Source organism: Photorhabdus sp. RM323S (genome assembly GCF_042879375.1).
Lineage (GTDB): Bacteria > Pseudomonadota > Gammaproteobacteria > Enterobacterales > Enterobacteriaceae > Photorhabdus > Photorhabdus tasmaniensis.
Genome location: NZ_JBHFKZ010000054.1, coordinates 1 through 19,521, shown reverse-complemented (window position 1 = coordinate 19,521; position 19,521 = coordinate 1). Strand labels below are relative to the sequence as shown.

The 19,521-nt window shown below is 43.3% G+C and carries 4 protein-coding genes; all 4 read right to left on the bottom strand.

From position 1 onward, the window contains the following. Positions 1-226: 226 nt before the first annotated feature. The gene (locus ACGF7G_RS18180; RefSeq protein WP_387467350.1) at positions 227-6,796 is read right to left on the bottom strand and encodes an amino acid adenylation domain-containing protein; all 6,570 of its coding nucleotides are present in this window, start codon (positions 6,794-6,796) and stop codon (positions 227-229) included. A gap of 12 nt (positions 6,797-6,808) precedes the next feature. Beyond that, on the bottom strand, positions 6,809-15,850 hold the full coding sequence (locus ACGF7G_RS18175) for an amino acid adenylation domain-containing protein (protein WP_387467348.1): 9,042 nt from the start codon (positions 15,848-15,850) through the stop codon (positions 6,809-6,811). Between the two features lie 144 nt (positions 15,851-15,994). Further along, positions 15,995-17,752, bottom strand: a complete 1,758-nt coding sequence (locus tag ACGF7G_RS18170) for an ABC transporter ATP-binding protein (protein WP_387467346.1) — start codon at positions 17,750-17,752, stop codon at positions 15,995-15,997. A 179-nt stretch (positions 17,753-17,931) separates the two neighbouring features. Beyond that, positions 17,932-19,521 (bottom strand): thioesterase domain-containing protein (locus ACGF7G_RS18165; protein WP_387467344.1); only part of this gene is annotated, 1,590 nt, incomplete at its 5' end.

Sequence of the window (19,521 nt, the reverse complement as noted above, 5' to 3'; positions counted from 1 at the left end):
CCCGGTTTAGCTAAAATGGATCGATATTAATCGCGCTTATTTAAAGCATACGTCAGTTCATTAGAAAAAATACTTGCCCTGCCCCAACTATTATAGCTGGGGCGAAGAATTACATATCTATCATCATAAAATCGCCATAGTCAGTCACTAATATCATTAACTATTTATGATTGTCGATAATATTAAGCTATAACTTTTTCAGGAGGTAAAAACCAATAGAAAATAATTATGCGTCCATTCCTATCCTCGTAGAAACAAAAGAAGAAAACTGCTTTAATGTGGAATTTATAAAAATCCTGGAGTATTCAACATCAATATTAAACACACTCTTAACTATGCCATTCATTTTAATACTTAAAATTGAATCGCCACCGATATTAAAGAAATTATCATTCTGGTCTATTCGTGAAACCCCAAGAACTTTCATCCATATTTCAGCAATGACTTTTTGCACCATATTAGCCGGAGGGGAAAAATCATCAGTGCTATGTTGGGGGATTTTAGATAGAGGTAAAGATTTATAGTCTATTTTACCACTGGTATTCATCGGCATATTATCCAGAATTAAAAAGTCCGCAGGGATCATATAATCCGGCAAGTCACTCGATAAATATTCACGTAATTGTTCAATAATATGGTTATCTTCTCCCTTTTCAAATACCGTTAAGTAAGCAACGAGTTGTTTACTGCCTCTCGCAGTATCACGAGCCAGTACTACCGATTTATTGACAATGGGATGACTTTCTAGTCTTTCTTCAATTTCTCTAAGCTCAATGCGATAACCCCGAATCTTAACCTGATGATCATTGCGGCCAAGATATTCAATATTCCCTTGGTTGTCATAGCGAGCCATATCTCCAGTGCGATACATACGGGCACCAGCCCACCGGGCAAAAGGATCGCTGACAAAGCGCTCCGCACTCAGTTCTGGCAAATTGAGATAGCCACATGCAACCCCCACTCCACCAATATAAATTTCGCCAATACTGCCTAATGGCGCAGGTTGACCATATTTATCCAGCAGATAAATAGCTGTATTCATAACAGGTTTACCTATTGAACATACATTATCGGCTGAAACGATTTCCTGACAGGTTGCAATAACCGTATTTTCAGTTGGCCCATATGTATTTAATAAACAAGGGCGGTGAGTTTTATGTGAAAACCACGCTTGTGTTGAGCTCTTCTTCACCGCTTCACCCCCAATGATAATCAATCGGAGATCCTCAGACAGCGGTAGCGCTTTGTCTCTGGCAGCCAGTTCTGCCCAGAATAATGTGGGTAGAGAGATCACCGTAATACGGTTTTTCTTCACCTGCGAGATAAATTCCTGAATAGATGACAGCCAGCAATTATCGCGAATCACTAACGTTGCACCATTACACAGCGACGAGAAAAACTCTTCTACCGAAGCATCGAAAGAGAAAGAAGAAAATTGCAGTACCCTGTCTTGCGGTGTCACCTTATACAGTTCGTTAAACCCTAACCATCTTTGATAAATGGCCTGATGATCAACCATGACACCTTTCGGTTGTCCTGTTGAACCTGAAGTGTAGATAATATAAGCAAGATTTTCTGTTGTCAGATTTGGGATATCAGGATTATCTTTTGACAAACTGACGTCTAATGGTTGGTTAAGATCCAACAGGGTAAATTCACTGTTCAGTGCCGACAACGCTTTTTCACCTGCCTGGTCGTGAAGCACCAAAACAGGCGCAGCATCCTGCAAAATATACGCCAGCCGGGCCTGAGGATAATCGGGATCAATAGGAACATAAGCACCACCGGCTTTTAAAACCGCCAGCATACTCATCACCATTGCAGGACTTTTAGCTACGCAGATCACTACCCTGCTATCAGGTTTAACGCCTTCTGCCAGCAACCGATGGGCCAGCTTGTTTGCCTGACTGTTTAGCTCTGCGTAGCTTATCTTTAATCCATTAAATTCCAATGCGATTGCGTCTGGTGTTACAACCGTCTGAAACTCAAACTGATGGTGAATACAAATACACTGTGCCGTTTTGTCATCTATCCGGGCTGAGTTCCAAGTATCTAACAGCAACGTACGTTCTGCCGTAGGAAGAACATCTAACTGGCAGATAGGCAGATCCGGCTGTTCATTCAATGCCCAGGTCAGCTGTATTAAAGCCTGTTGCAAATAGCCACATAACCGGGAAGCAGATAAAGGGGAGACAACTTGAGCCGTTAACCCCAACTGAGTACCACAATCCTCTACCGAGATACTTACCGGATAGTTACTTTGCTCTTCACCATCCAGCATCTCGATACCGTACTGTTCATAACTTTTACGATACTCCGAGATGTCTTGCTCATTATGACGATAATTAAACAAAGCCGTAAATAACGGAGCTGGCGCTATAACACCGCTGCAACGTTGTGCGGCAACTAAAGGTGTCTGCTCATAGGACAGCAGATCAGATAAACGTTGATGTGTTTCTTCCAACACATTCACCACACTGCGTTCATCAATATCCAGCCGCAGTGGTAATGTATTAATAAACAGCCCCACTCCTTGCTCAATACCGGTTTCTCCCCCTAAACGACCAAACAGCACCGTTCCCGTTACGACCTGTTGCCGTCCGGTGCTTTTGGCTAACACCATTCCCCATCCTAAATGGGCCAGGCTGGCAAGGGTGACACCGTAGCGTCGCGCCAATTCACGCAATGCAATATTAAGTTCTGCCGGTAGTTGAATATGGCATTCATCTACCCGGCTACCATCCTGCATCACATCGTAGAGACCAAATGGCGCTGTAGGCTCATCTATATCAGCCAGCATACGTTGGAAATAAGGCTCGTAGGCTTTATCCCTATTGACTTGGTTTGCATATGCGATCAGGTTCCGATAAGGAACTGCCGGTGGCAATAGGGAAGTCTGTCCAGACAGAATGTGCTCTATCTCACGATGCATGACTTCAAGCGTCGTATGATCGCCGATAAGGTGGTGCATAACTTGTAACGCCAGCCAGCGTTCACTCTCCCACTCTTTTGCTATCAATAAATGCAATAAAGGTGCTTCATCAAGCGCCATACGGTGGCCCGTAATGGTATGGCTGGTCACCAGTTGGCTAATAAATGAATCTGATGAAACTGTCGATAAACTCATTTCTTTGATTTGTAACCGGGCATTTCTCAGCACGACTTGTACCGGCCCACAAGTAAGTTGTTCGCTGAAAAAAGCGGTACGTAAAATATCATGGCGATGAATAACTTGCTGCAAAGCATTAATATAAGCATCAAGACAAGCACGATTTTTAAAAGCGAGTTGAGACATCACCTGATAGGGATCACCGTCTTTTGCCAGAAGGTGATGAAAGAAAATGCCATCCTGTAATGGTGACAATCCATAAATATCCTGAATATTTTGAATCCCACCGGGAACTTGGCTAACCAATGTATCAATATCAGCCTGCGTCATCTCTGCCAAAGGTAGCATTTCCGGCGTAATAGAATCCGTATCAAGCGTTATTTGATTTAATGGAATAACCGAAACATCATCTGCTTCTTTAAGCAATGCGGCTTGTTCATGAAATACTGGTGTTGAAAATAATGCGCCTGCCTGTATCGTATGACGCCGTTTTCTCAGTAATCCCATTAATTGAACAACCAACAGAGAGTGCCCTCCCAGTGTGAAGAAGTTATCATTACGGCCAACTTTTTCTACACCTAACAGCTCACACCAGCATTGCGCCAATAACTGTTCGATTTCACCCCGGGGAGCTTCATAAACTTGTCGCTGATAAGCCGATTCATCGGGTTCCGGCAAGGCCCGGCGATCAAGCTTACCATTCGTTGTTAACGGAAAGTGCGCCAATACAACAAAAGCCGCAGGAACCATATATTCAGGCAAACTGGACAAGAGATGCTGACGCAGCGTTGCCGACATCTGCCCGTTAACCGGTAAGGAAGAAAGGACAACATACGCGACCAATCGTTTATCACCACCGTTACCTTCCCTGGCAAGCACCACAGCTTCCCGTACTCGTGGATGGGTTTCAAGACAAGCTTCTATTTCACCCAGTTCAATACGAAAACCGCGGATTTTCACCTGATGATCGTTACGACCAATATATTCAATATTCCCTTCATGATCATAGCGCGCTAAGTCTCCGGTGCGGTACATCCGCGAATCTGACGCAGGATTAAATGGATCAGTCATAAAACGTTGTGCTGTCAATTCAGACCGGTTTAGGTAACCCCGGGTAACCCCTGCTCCTCCAACGTACATTTCACCTACTGCCCCCGCTGGCAGTAAATGAAGTTGCTCGTCTACAATATAAATTGAAAGATCAGACAGCGGATGACCAATTAAGACTCTGTTATCAATATCTTCTTCATTGACCTCTCTAAAAGTCGCATGAACGGTAATTTCAGTAATACCATACATGTTAATAAGCTTGATGTTGTGATTACGCTCTTTCGTCCTAAATTTCTCCAATGTTGTTTTCATCAACGCTTCGCCACCAAAAATAATGTACCTCAGGCAACTTTGTGCACTTTGATAAACCTCGATAAAACTATTAAAGGCGCTTGGTGTTTGATTTAAAACAGTGACTTTTTCCTTAGTAACAATATGATAAAAATCATCAATCGATCTGATTTTATCCGAAGGAATAATCACCAAACGCCCAGCAAAATAAAGCGCTCCAAATATTTCCCATACCGAGAAATCAAAAGAAAATGAGTGCGCGAGACACCACACATCATCCGGTTTGAAAGAAAACAGCCTTTCAGTGGTAGTTAGAAGTCGTGTAACCTGACGATGTTCAACCATCACGCCTTTAGGTTGCCCGGTTGAGCCAGAAGTATAGATAACATAAGCCAGGTGATGCGGCTTCAAGGCCGAGACTTTAGGATTCTCTTCCGACAAATCTTTGTCTTGAACCTGACTAAAATAGATGCTCTTCTGTTTATCACTTAGCACTCCCTGCAACGCTTCTGCACCAGCATTATCCTGTAACACCAGAATAGGCGCCGCATCCTGTAAAATATATTGGAGCCGTTCTTTAGGATAAACCGGATCGAGTGAGACATAGCCGGCTCCGGCTTTTAGGATAGCCAATAACCCAATAATCATCTGCAAGCTTCGGTCAACACAAATGGCTACCCGGTTGTCCGGCTTCACACCCTCCGCAATAAGACAGTGAGCCAATTGATTAGCCTGGCGATTCAATTCATCGTAACTTAGCGTCTTATCCTGAAAGATTAATGCTACAGCATCTGGTGTATTAGCAACCTGCTGCTCAACTAACTGGTGAAGACAATAGTCAACCTGCCCATCAACTGAAATCTTATTCCATTGATTTAATTGCAAACTACGTTCGCTTTCAGGAAGAATATCTATATTTCTGACACGTTGTGCCACATTGCCCACCATCGCACGTAATACAATGAGGTAATAGCTTAAATGACGCTCAATGGTTTGTTTGTCAAACAGTTCCGTGGCGTAATTTATGCCACCAACAATTTCGCCACCACGCTGGTGCATAAAAAGCTCAAGATCAAACTTTACCTTATTAGCCACATAGTTAACCGGAACCACCTCAATACCTTCGAACGCCAATTCCTCTTCATAAAAATCCTGCCAGGCCAGTAAAACCTGAAAAATTGGTGAATAAGACAAACTACGTTCAGGATTTATCACCTCAACGATTCGTTCAAAAGGGATATCCTGATTATCTTGTACATTAATAACCGTATTTTTTACCTGATTTAGCAGTCCCTCAATGGAAAGTTCACTATCAATATCAATCCTTACCGGCAACATATTGACAAAGAACCCTACCATCTCTCTTATTTCTGTCCGGTTTCTATTGGCAAAGGGAGTGCCAATAACCACACTGTCCTGGCCAGAAAGCCGGTTAAGCACAATAGCCCAGGCAGCCATCACCGTCATAAACAATGTCATGCCGTTCTTTTGGCTGAGCAGTTTGAGCTGTTCGGTTAACTGTTGATCAATAGTAAATGTACATGTATTGCCCTGTTGTGACGGCTTTTTAGGTCTGGGGTAAGTTATGGGCAGTGTTAAGAGCGGCGGAATATCGGCAAGCTGCGGCTTCCAATACGCTATTTGTGAAGCGAGTTTCTCTTCAGTCAGGTATCGATTTTGCCAGGTGGTATAGTCAAAATAATCTAATGAAAGTGGATGAAGAGAAATTGCTCTATGATGAATGAGGTCATTATAAATGGTACATAATTCATTAATAAATATGCCGATAGACCAACCATCAGTAATAATATGGTGCTGGCTTAATAAAAAAATATATTCATTATTTTGTAATTGAACCAGACAAGCTCTTAATAAAGGCCCCTGAACAAAATCAAAAGGCGAATTAAATGTCTCTTCGACCAACTGAGCTAATATTTTTTCTTTGTCATCAACAGGTCTCAAGTCTGAAAAAACAAGGGGAAAAGGTGTCTCTTCACTTAATACTTTAGCAACCGGCGTCAGGTTCTGTACGATGAAGGTGGAACGTAACACCTGATGACGACGAAATACAGTGTTCAACGCCTGACAGAACAGTTCTGTGTTTAAATTCCCTGTCAGTTTATAGGTGACGGGAACATGATAGTTAACCGACCCACCTTCAATTTCATGTATCAGCCACATCCGTTTCTGTGATGCTGATAAATGTTCACCCTGTACTAATCTGGCTAATGGCTTAATCACCTCTTCATCAGAACGGTTTTCCAATAAAGAAGAGCGCCCTAGGTTTTTTATCCGATTCAGTTCTGACTCATTGAATTTGGCGAGAATAGTTTTCATGTCTTTCATAGTGATAACTCCTTAGTTCTTATCAATCAGAGACAGAATGATGCTGTCAGAAAGATCGCTGAGTACCGGTGTTTTAAATACCGAGGAGAATGGCAGCAGAAAGCCGGTTTCTTCTTGAAGCCGAAAGACAAACCGGACAACCAGCAGTGACTGTCCACCCAGTTGGAAGAAGTTGTCATTTCGGCCTATCTTATTGACCGCTAAAAGTTCTTGCCAAAGGCTGATAAGTATTTCTTCCAGTTCATTTTGAGGCGGTTCATAGTGCGAGGCGACATAGGCTGTCTGGTCAGGAACCGGCAACGCTTTTCGATCAACCTTACCGTTTGGACTTAACGGCAGAGAGTCGAGTACCACATAAGCCGCAGGTATCATATGCGGGGGTAGACGATCACGCAGATAGTGGCGTAACGCTTCCAGTAAGCTCTTATTATTAGTCTCAGAAGATAAAACCAGATAGGCAACCAGGCAGGGGGTCTCACTCACATCGTTTCGGGCAATAACTACAACTTGCTCAACATCGCTATATTGTTCAATAAGCAGCTCAATTTCTCCGGGTTCAATGCGAACGCCCTGAATTTTGATCTGACGATCGTTGCGGCCCATATACTCAATATTACCGTCATGATCGTAGCGAGCTAAGTCTCCACTCTGGTACATGCGAGAGCCCGCTTGAGTACGGAATGGATCATGAAGAAAACGTTCGGCCGTTAATTCGGGTTGTTTGATATAACCTCTGGAAACCCCTGCTCCGCCGATATAGATTTCTCCCACGGCTCCCAATGGAACCGGATTCTGATAACGGTCCAACAGATAAATGGAAGTATTCGCAATAGGCCGTCCAATGTGATGCTTAATATCATCCGCACTAAATACCCCAAACGTTGAGTTAACCGTGGCTTCTGCCGGTCCGTAGTTATCAATAAGCGTACATCCCGCAGGTAAATCGGCGTGATCCAGGGTGCATCTGTCCCCCCCGGTCAGTAAGTATTTTAATGAAGCAGGGAGTTTGCCCCTTTTAACAGTTTCTGCTGCCAGAGGTGCAACCAGATACATCAAGTCAATGGGCTGACTGGCTCGCCAGTTCATGCTGAATATGGGGTTACTACTCTCTTCCAGTGGCGGTAACAGCAATTGTGCACCACTGCATAACGCAAATAACAGCTCTCTGACCGAAACATCAAAGGAAATACTGACCGTTGGCGTGGTTACAAAACCTAAAGGCAGCATCATGCTATTCATCATACAACTGATGAGGTTCACGATATTACGATGTTCAACCATGATGCCTTTCGGTTGCCCGGTTGAACCAGAAGTGTAAATCACATAGGCCAAATGATTTGAATTCAGACCGGCTATTTCTGGATTGTGATTCAAGCCTGGGCGATCTATCGGGCGGAATAGATCAAAGCCTTTTTTAACCAAGTCATATGCTGTTTTTAACGCTTCCTCCCCGTTTTTATCGTACAAAACCAGCACAGGCTCTGCATTTTCTACAATATACCGCAAACGTTCTTGCGGATAATGGGGATCAATCGGTACATAAGCTCCACCCGCTTTAAGTATTGCCAATAGCCCCACGACCATCTCAGGGCTTATTTCCGCACAAACAGCAATCCGGGCATCGGGAGTAACGCCTTGAGCAATTAAGGCATGAGCTAACTGATTTGCCCGGCAGTTGACTTCCGCATAACTGAGAACTTCCCCATCAAAAACAATCGCTGGAACGTCCGGATTTGTCTCTGCCTGCTGCTCAAACAAACGATGAATACAACGTTCAGCAGGATAAGGCGCTTGCGTCCGGTTCCACTCCTCAATCAATAACTGAACCTCATTCTGCGGCAGAATATTGAGCTGACATATGGGCAGCTCTGAGTGTTCATTTAACGCCCATACAATTTGTTCCAGCGCCTGCTGAATATAGCCACACAGCCGTACCGCTGAAAGAGGAGAAACAACCTGAACCGTTAACCCTAAACTGTCGCCGTTATCCTCTACCGAGAGATTCAGAGGGTAGTTACTTCTCTCTTCTTCTCCAAGCCGTTCTACATTGCGTAAAGAGCAAAAATCGGATTTCCCACTATTCATTTGCCGGTTATGCCGGTAGTTAATCAGCGTGGTAAACAGTGGCGTTGGCGCAGCTACACCACTACAGCGTTGCGCCTCCGCCAGCGGCGTATGCTCATAGGTAAGCAGTTGCGACAAACGTTCATGAGTTTGTATTAATGCATCAGCCACGTTTTGAGTATCAATATCCATTCGTAGTGGCAAGGTATTAATAAATAGCCCCATTCCTTGTTCAGCGCCGGTATTACTTCCCATTCGGCCAAACAGTACTGTCCCGGTAACCACCTGTTGCCGGTCGCTGCTTTTCGCCAGCACTAGCCCCCAGCCCAAATGCATCAGGCTGGCTAAGCTGACACCGAAGAGCCGTGCTAAACTACGTAACGCAACATTCAGTTCATGAGGCAGCTCAAGGTGATATTCATCCACCTGACCGCCATCCTGTTCCACATCATAAATACCAAAAGGTGCGGTAGGTTCATCGATATTAGCTAACAAAGCACGAAAATAAGCTTCATAAGCCCGGTTCTCATTTGCTCTGCGGGCACAGGAAACCAAGTTGCGATAAGGTACAGGTATGGACAATTGTTCTGCCTGTCCGGACAACAACAGGCTGATTTCATTATGCATCATATCCAAAGTGGTATGGTCGCCGATCAGATGATGCATCACCTCTTGTACCAGCCAGCGTTCACTGCCAGGTTCTTGAGCAATGAACAAACGTAATAAAGGCGCTTCATTCAATGCTAAACGATGATGGGCAAGGGTATGGTGAGCCGCTAACTGCTCTATAAAGGGTATGGATGATCCTGCTGAGAGGAAGACTTCTGTCGCCTTTAGCAACGCTGATTTTAAAACGACCTGTACCGGCCCACAGCTGAGATTCTCTGCCAGAAATATTGTGCGTAGAATATCGTGACGATTCACCACCTGCTGTAACGCGTCGATATAAGCATCAAGGCTTTGCCGATCGTTAAAAGCCAACCTGAATATAACCTGATAAGGATCGCCTTCTTGAGCCAACAGGTGGTGGAATAAGATACCATCCTGTAACGGTGCTAAAGCATAAATATCCTGAATATTGCGCACCCCTCCCGGTATTTTCCCAATCAGCTTATCAATATCAGTTTGGTTCATGCTAATCAATGGGAGCATTTCCGGCACAATTCGTTCACAATCAGCACCAATCAAATTAGCAGGTATTAATGATCCTTCATCCGTTTCTTTAAGTATTGCAGCCTGCTCCGCTAACTTTGATGTAGAAAAAAGAGAGCCAGCCGGAACGACATAACCCCGTTTTCTTAACAATCCCATCAACTGTATAACGAGTAGAGAATGGCCCCCGAGAGAGAAAAAATTATCAAAGCGACTGACTTTCTCAATACCCAGCAATTCACACCAAATATCCGCCACCATCTGTTCGATTTCCCCATGCGGGGCTTGATAATTCTGATGTTCATAGGCAGAAATATCCGGAGCAGGTAATGCCTTACGGTCAATTTTGCCATTTGGTGTCAGTGGCAGGCGCTCTAATACAACAAAAGCCGCGGGAACCATATATTCCGGCAAGATAGCCAACAGATATTGCCGCAAAGTCACCACCAGCGGTTCTTTAGCCACATCAGCGGAAATAACTATATAAGCGACTAATCGCTTACCAGTACGGTCTTCACGGACAATAATGGCGGATGCCAGAACCATTGGATGGTTATCCAGACACGCCTCAATCTCGCCCGGTTCAATACGATAACCACGGATCTTAATCTGATGATCGTTACGACCAAGATATTCAAGGTTACCCTTGTCATCATAACGGGCTAAGTCACCGCTGCGGTACATGCGTGCATGAGGTTCAGTATGAAAAGGATCAGGAAAAAAGCGTTCTGTGGTGAGTTCAGGACGGTTTAAATAACCCCGGGCAATCCCTTCGCCGCCAATATACACTTCGCCAATGGCACCTGAGGGGACAAGCTGCTGCTGATCATCAAGTAAATAAATACGTGCATTCGTGACGGACCGCCCGATATAGTTGCCATATTCTGCGCTAGTCACCTGCTGAGTCGTAGCAATAATTGTCGCTTCTGTTGGCCCATAAGCATTAATCAGCATTGGCCTGCGGCCTTTAGCATTAAACCATAAATTAAAAGCAGATTTCTTTGCAGCTTCCCCACCGATAATCATCAATCTAATGGAGTCAGGCAACGAGAACTGTTGCATTTTGTCCGCAATCTCAGACCAGAAAACCGCAGGTAATAACAGCGTCGTGACTTTGTTCACGTCACAGCAATCTAAAAACGTCTGGGCAGAGGTGACCCAACTCTCATCACGCAATACAAGGGTTGCACCATGAGATAATGATGAAAATATTTCCTCTATAGAAGCATCAAACGAGATGGAAGAAAATTGTAATACTCTGTCTTTGGCGGAAATGGCAAACTGATCTTTGAAAAAACACGCTCTCTGATAAATTGCCTGATGTTCTATCATTACCCCTTTCGGCCGCCCTGTAGAACCTGATGTATAGATCACATAGGCCAGATTTTTAGCTGTTAGCGCAGTAATTACAGGGGAAACTTCATCCCTGTCCGCAAATAATGCCAACTCAAGCATTAAGCAAGCACTATCTTCAATAGAGACTGCCTTTAGTACCTCTTTTCCTACAGCATCATGTAATAACAGAGTGGGTTGAGCATCCTCAAGGATATAGCGTAAGCGCTCTGGCGGATAAACAGGATCAAGAGGAACGTAAGCACCGCCAGCTTTTAATATGGCTAATAAACCAATAATCAGCTCAAAACCTCTATCCGCACAGATCGCGACCCGCATATCAGGCTTAACACCTTTCGCGACAAGGCAATGTGCCAGTTTATTCGCCCAACGATTCAGCTCTCCGTAACTCAGCACTTCCTCTTTAAATATCAGCGCTGTTGCTTGAGGGTTTGCTTCTGCCTGTTGTTCGAAAAGCGTGTGAATACAACAGTCAAGAGGATAATCACTCTGGGCACTGTTCCAGGTATTTAACAGCCGAATCCGTTCATCTGTGGGTAATATATCTAATTGACAGACGGGCCGTGTCGGCTGTTGCTCTAATGCCTGAACAAGCTGTATCAATGTCTGTTGAACATAGTCACAAATTCGGATCGCTGACAAAGGAGCCACGACCTGTGCAGACAAAGATAAGCTAAAGTCGTCATCTTCTATTGACAGGCTGAGTGGATAGTTACTGCGCTCCTCTTCCGCCAAAAACTGAATTCCCAACGAACGAAAAGCTGCCGTCTTTTCTTCTACCCGTGTTTGACCATGACGATAGTTCAGTAATGCGGTAAATAACGGTGCGGGTGCGGCAACTGAACTACAGCGTTGAGCTTCTGCTAATGGCGTGTGTTCATAGCAAAGCAGCTCAGATAGCCGTTTGTGAGTATTTACTAATGCATCAGTTACACTGCTTTCATCAATATCTAACCGTAAGGGCAGCGTATTAATAAACAGTCCAATCCCCTGTTCAGCACCAAATTCTCCCCCCATGCGACCGAACAAGACCGTTCCCGTGACAACCTTTTGCAGGCCACTGCTTTTAGCCAATAAAACGCCCCAGGCCAAATGAACTAAACTCGCCAGGCTCACACCATAATGCCGTGCTAAATTACGCAGGGAAGCATTGAGCTCATCTGGCAGCTCACGATAGCATTCGTCGAATCGTGTATTACTCTGCACCGTGTCATACAGATTAAATGGAGCCGTTGGCTCATCAATATTTGCGAGCATACGGCGGAAGTAATCTTCATAACGCTGGCCTTGATTCGCCATAGAAGCGGTTGCAATGAGATTACGATAAGGTTCAGCCACCGGCAGAGAGTCAGCATTGTGTCCTGCTAACAGTGTTTCTATCTCATGATGTATTAACGCCAGTGTGGTGTTATCCCCAATTAAATGATGCATCACTTCCAGTACCAGCCAACGCTCACTATCTGGTTCCTGAGCGATAAACAGACGCAGTAACGGAGCCTCACTTAAGTCTAATTGATGGTGCGAAAGCGTATGCCTTGCCGCCAATTGTTCGCTATACAGCATGGAAGATTCAGCACAAAGTGTCACCTCTTCAACGTGTAACGGGGCTTCCCGAAGCACAACTTGCACCGTCCCACAGTCCAGTTCATTGCTGAAGAAAGCACTGCGCAAAATATCATGACGTTCAATAACCTGTTGTAACGCCTTAATATAATTATCTAAGCAGGATCGGTTATCAAACGCGAGACGAAAGAGCATTTGATAAATATCCCCTTCACCAGACAACAAATGATGGAATAAAATTCCGTCCTGTAACGGCGATAATCCGTAGATATCCTGAATATTTGTGACACCCCCCGGAACCTGAACGACTAACCGATCGATATCTGTCTGGCTCATTTCAATTAAAGGCAGCATCTCAGGGACAATCTTATGGCATTTGGTGCCAATTTGATTCGGTGGAATGGTCATCGTATTGTCTGAATCACGCAGCAACTTGGCCTGTTCAGCTAAAACAGGTGTTAAAAACAGAGACCCAGGCTGCACGGTATACCCTTTTTTTCTCAGCTGACCAATCAACTTAACCGTCAATAACGAATGTCCGCCAAGCGAGAAAAAATTATCATGGCGGCTAATACGCTCAATACTCAGCAACTGCCCCCAGATTTCCGCGAGGAGAGACTCTTTTACTCCCTGCGGGGCTTCATAATCCTGACGATAATAAGCAAATTCATCCGGCACAGGTAGTGCTGCACGATTAAGTTTGCCATTGAACGTCAGCGGAAGTTGTTCCAGGGCAACAAAAGCAACGGGAACCATGTAATCTGGCAGGCTGGATAACAGGTGCTGGCGTAAAACCGCAGCGACTGATTGCTGATTCAGCTCAGGTAATAACTCCAGGTATGCCACCAGCTGTTTGTCACCTTTTTCGTTTTCAATAGCAACTACTGCTGATGCCAGTACCGATGGGTGTGCAAGCAGACAAGCCTCTATTTCTCCGAGTTCAATACGAAAACCACGGATCTTAATCTGATAATCATTGCGGCCAATATACTCAAGATTACCGTCATCTCTGTAACGCGCCAGATCGCCTGTGCGATACATACGATTTTCCCCTTCTGAATGAAAAGGATCTGGGAAAAAGCGTTCTGCCGTGAGTTCTTCACGGTTTAAGTAGCCCCGGGCAACACCCATTCCACCAATATACAGCTCACCAACAGCACCTAAAGGGACCAGTTGACGTTGATTATCTAATAAATAAATACGCGTATTAGCGATAGGTTTACCAATCGATGGATAGTTGGCAACCGCGAGCTCTTCATCCCCTAAAACATGGGCTGTAGACCAAACCGTGGTTTCTGTTGGGCCATACAAATTCCAGACAGAATGACTATTTACGGATAAAACGTTAGCCAGGTTTATTGGCAACGCTTCTCCTCCACATAATATTTTTATATTGTTTAAAAACTGAGTATCTTCATTGGTAATCAGGCTATAAGTCGAAGGTGTGCCTTGGATCATTGTGATCTGATTGTCCAGCAACATTTTGACTAAGGCCTCTTTATTGAGGAATATTTTTTTGTGGGCAATAAATACCGCCGAACCATTAATTAATGGCAGGTATATTTCCAGCGCCACAATATCAAATGAAATCGTACTGGAAAATAATATCCTTTCTTTGTGGGTAAAATTCAGTTTATGACTCATTGCCAGTAATAGATTTACCAGGCTTCGATGTTCAATCATGACTCCTTTAGGATTTCCCGTCGAACCAGAGGTGTAAATCACATAAGCCAACTGACGTGAAGTTAAAGCGGGTATATTTGGATTTTTTTCTGATAAATCTGCCAATATTAACTGGCTAATATCTAAACTCTTCTTCCCGGTTTTGAGATAAGCCGTTAATACTACACCGCTTTGTGTATCGTGCAATACAACTTCTGGTGCAGCATCTTGCAAAATATAATGTAACCGTTCTGGCGGATAATCTGGATCCAACGGCACATAACACCCTCCAGCCTTTAAAATTGCCAGCAGACTGATAATGGCTAATGGACTTCGTTCAACACAAATAGCTACCCGGTTGTCAGGAACAACCCCCTGAGCAATTAAAAAATGGGCTAACTGGTTTGCCCGACAGTTAAGTTCCGCATAACTCAGGGTTTCATTATAAAAAACCAGCGCAGTTGCTTCTGGATGAGTCGTAGCTTGTTGTTCAAACAACGTATGAATGCAAACATCGTTCGGATAATCAGATTGAGTATCGTTCCAGAGATCCAGCAATAACGTGCGTTCTTCAGGAGGTAATATATCAAGCTGATTGATAGCGAAAGTTGGCTGTTCATGCAGTGCCCATACCAATTGTGCCAATGTCTGCTGTAAATAACCTAATAATCGTTTGGCGGATACAGCGGCTGCCATCAAACATATTGTTAATGTTAAATGTATACCGTCATCAACAGTAGTCAGGGTTAACGGTAAACGGTGATTCTCTTCTTTCCCCGGGCCATTTCTCCAGCAGGTTGGGTTATTGTCAGATTGGAATTGGTAGTCGCTGAATGCAAGAAGCGGCGCAGCAACCGGATATTCATTTTCAGTATTAACTGACGGCGATGACAGATATTGTTCTATAAACCGTAACGCATCACTGACACCCTGATCATTGCAACTTAAAGGTAAAGATAAAATAGACTGATCAGCCTGATTGTGCTGGTCGGCACCGATTTGAGTATTTTTTCGTATACCAATAACGACCTGCTCCTGACCGCTATATTTTGCTAACACAATCCCCCAGGCAAGGTGAAAGAGGCTGGAAAAACTCACTGCCAAATTATTACATTGAAAACGCAACTCAGCCGTGAATTGAGGTGATAATTCCAGGCAATACTCATCAAATTGATGAGTATTTTCAGTCAAGAACAGATTAGGGTAACAATGACCAATTGACGTTTCTGATAATACAATATTTCTATTTTTATCACACATAAATAAGGTGTCCAATTTTACTGAATGAATTAAATGCTTCCATTTGAACGACAGGTTAATTAAGAATATAAAACGCAATAACGCAGAGCAATTAACTGTTGTCAATTAACATGCTTAATCTTTAAAAGTCGCAAATTAAATAAATCAATAATATTGTTTTTTCTGAGTATTGTATAAATAAGAATAATAACCTTCTTTTTTCAATAACTCTTCAGGGTTGCCATCCTCGACTAATTCACCTGATGCCAATACAATGATTCTATTAACGTGTTTAAGGCCACCCAATCTATGCGTTATCATAATAGAAGTTTGTCCTTTAGAAAGTTCATGGAATTTATCAAAAAGATAGGCTTCTGCTTTAGGATCAATAGCACTGGTAGGTTCATCAAATATAATGACAGAACCGCCGGAGAAAAAAGCGCGCGCCAAAGAAAGCCGCTGCCACTGACCACCAGAGAGATCGTTGCCGTAAAATTCTCGCCCTAACATATGATTTGCGGATGGATAACAATCGAGTTCGAAGCCAGCATCTTCACAAGCTTTAATAAACCTGGCTTCGTTATTTGACTGTTCTGAATTACCAATAGTCACATTTTCCGAAATAGATAAATTATATTTACCAAAATCCTGAAACAAAACTGAAAATTCTTTATACCAGACATTAATATCAATAGTTGATATATCAACTCCTCCCATAGTAATAACACCTTCAGTCGGTTTGTATAATCGACAAAGTAGTTTTATTAATGTTGATTTTCCAGAACCATTTTCACCAACGATAGCTATATTATCATTTGGATAAAGTGTTAAATTAATATTTGATAATGTTTTATCTGTATCATTATACGAGAAACTGACATTCTCAAACTTAATCGTTCTGTCTTCAGGCATGGCTGATAACACATATTTGTACTCTTGGTTGGAAGCCAGATTTTCTATTTCTTTGAGTCGATAGAAAAAAAGCTGAGATACCCCAAGATTGCTGAATGAAAAAACAAGCCATTGACAAGAAGCGCAAAACAGAGAAATCGACTGTATAATCCCAACCATGCCTCCCAAAGAGATCTCCCCTTTTATAATGTTACTTACAATCCAGTACATAGAGAGAATTGATGCCGCTAAATAAACAGCATTCCAAAGTTGAGGGATATAGAGCTGTTTTTTCCTTACATGATTCAACTCTTTTTCAAGATTCTTAAACTCCTTTTCATGTTTGCCCATAAAAAAAGCAGAAAGACCGTACATCTTAATTTCTTTTATCAAATGTATGTTCAGCATGACGCTTAAATAGTAGATAATTAACCGGGATGCTAACCCTTTGCCAAGCATCGTTTCAAATACATCAATTTGCGCTTTCGTTAATGACAGTGTGACAGGAATTATCGGCAATAAAAGTGCAAAAGGTAGCCACCAACTTAATGAGGCCAAAACGATAGACAGTGAGATAAGCGTAATACTGCCTTTTAAACAATCAATGAAACTAATCAGAAAACTAAGTGGTTTGTAGGATGCCTCTTTCGATAAGACGTCAAATGTATTATGAACCTCCGGCTGTTCCATAATTTTTAAATCAGTAATATTGGCAGTCAGTGTCATTATTCTCACTTGTATCGCGTAAGATGCCCGCTGATTCATCATAGTTTGTATTGTTGTCACAAAAGGCGTGATTATTCCAGGTAAAATAAGCGACAACATCCAGAAAGAAACCATTATATACAAATTATCAAAAAATCCATCGTTTATCCTATTGATAATATCAATACTCAATACGACACCAATTGTTGGCAGTACGGCCTGGATCAGAATAAGAAATAAAAATATAAAGAAATAAACCGGCATCGTTTTATATAAGATAGCCAGGGAGTAAAAAAATATACTCACCTTTTCTTGGTAATTTTTCATTAAGACCTCAAAAATGATAATTATTAATCAACCCACTCCAGAAGAATATCCATTATCGCCACTTTTTATTTTCCAAATAAATAACGTATAAAATTAATATTTAAGCATTTTCAAAAATAAACATCACCTTCACAACTCCTCAACCTATTTGGCTGAGGAGCTGCTTCAATTTTATTTACTTAATTAAACACCCGGGATAATTCATCAATCAATACGCTTCTGTGCGCTTTATCAGACATCATGCTGGCATGATCGCCGGGTATTTTGACAGAAACGATTTTGTCTACCGTAATACTATGTTCCCAACCCAGAGTTTTAGTCGGTTGCCAAACATTCTCTTCGCCGGACATTCCCTTTGTCACAAACTCATCTGATGAATGATAAATATGAATCCGACCATCAACGGCAGGAGGAACATAGTCAACAATCGCTTTAATAATTCGATCCCTTTGCTCCCAACGGTGGGCTTCACCCGGTACGTCGAACACGTCATCAAGATAAGATGACTGTTTTAAGCAAGAGATAAAATCAGCCAGATGCTCAAATTCACGTTGCTGCAACGCCTCAACTAATGGTTCATCATGACGAATAATGCCATCCAGAATGAGTGAATGTAATATAAGCTCCTTAGGTCCGTATTTTCTCGTTTCCTCTGGCAATAAACGCGGGTGTAATACATCAATAAGCCCGATAAAATCTACATTTAAATTCATTCGCTGTAATTTTTCTGCAATAGCATAAGTTAATATGCCACCCGCCGAATAGCCAACCAGACGATACTGTTCACAGCCGTCCTGGCTTAAAATTAACGTGACCATCTCATTAACAATCTGTTCCATATTTCCCTCGCGCTCTACGGAAGGCCAGGGTACACCAAAGCAGGAATAATCCCCTGGCAGCGCTTGCGAAATTTCATTGGCATACCACAGATCACCTTCTCCGGTCGGGAGGAAGAACAGACAAGCTTGTGCATTACCCTTTTTAAAAGGAATTAATGCGGGTTGATTGAAATGTCGCTCTCCTCTTAACACCAAAGCGTATTGAGAGAGGGTTGGATTCAACATCAAATCACGAATTGATGAACAATAGCCTTTTTTCTTCAATTCAAAAATAAATTGAATAGCCAACAGAGAATGTCCGCCCAGTGCAAAAAAGTTATCATGCCGGCTTATCTGCTCTACCCCCAGCAATTCACGCCAGATAGTCGCCAACGTATACTCAATCTCACCTTGTGGTGCTTCATAAACTTCGCGGGCCAATGCCATTTGATCCGGAGCAGGCAGCGCCCGGCGATCCAGCTTGCCGTTCCGGGTCAGCGGGAAAGCATCCAGCCGGACAAACGCAGACGGTATCATATATTCAGGTAATCGAGTTGACAGATGCGAACGCAAATGTTGCGCCAGTCCTTCCTCATCATCCGCGACCACATAAGCGACCAGACGCTTATCCTCCCCTTTGCTATAAGTGACCACCAGTGACTCCCGAACGGCAGGGTATTCCACCAGACGCGTTTCTATCTCGCCGGGTTCTATACGGAATCCCCGGATTTTCACCTGCTGATCATTGCGCCCCACATAAACCAGGTTACCCTCCGGCAGATAACGGGCAAGGTCACCTGTCCGATACATGCGAGCTCCCGGCATCACTGAGAATGGATCATCCAGGAAACGCTCTGCGGTCAGATCCGGTCTGTTCAGATAACCACGGGCGATACCCGCCCCTCCGATATAGAGTTCACCTACCGCGCCCCGCGGCACTGGCTGACCCCG

Bases quoted from the DNA above. Each gene is read 5' to 3' on its own strand.
- ACGF7G_RS18180 (WP_387467350.1), bottom strand. From the start codon at position 6,796: ATGAAAGACATGAAAACTATTCTCGCCAAATTCAATGAGTCAGAACTG.
- ACGF7G_RS18175 (WP_387467348.1), bottom strand. From the start codon at position 15,850: ATGTGTGATAAAAATAGAAATATTGTATTATCAGAAACGTCAATTGGT.
- ACGF7G_RS18170 (WP_387467346.1), bottom strand. From the start codon at position 17,752: ATGAAAAATTACCAAGAAAAGGTGAGTATATTTTTTTACTCCCTGGCT.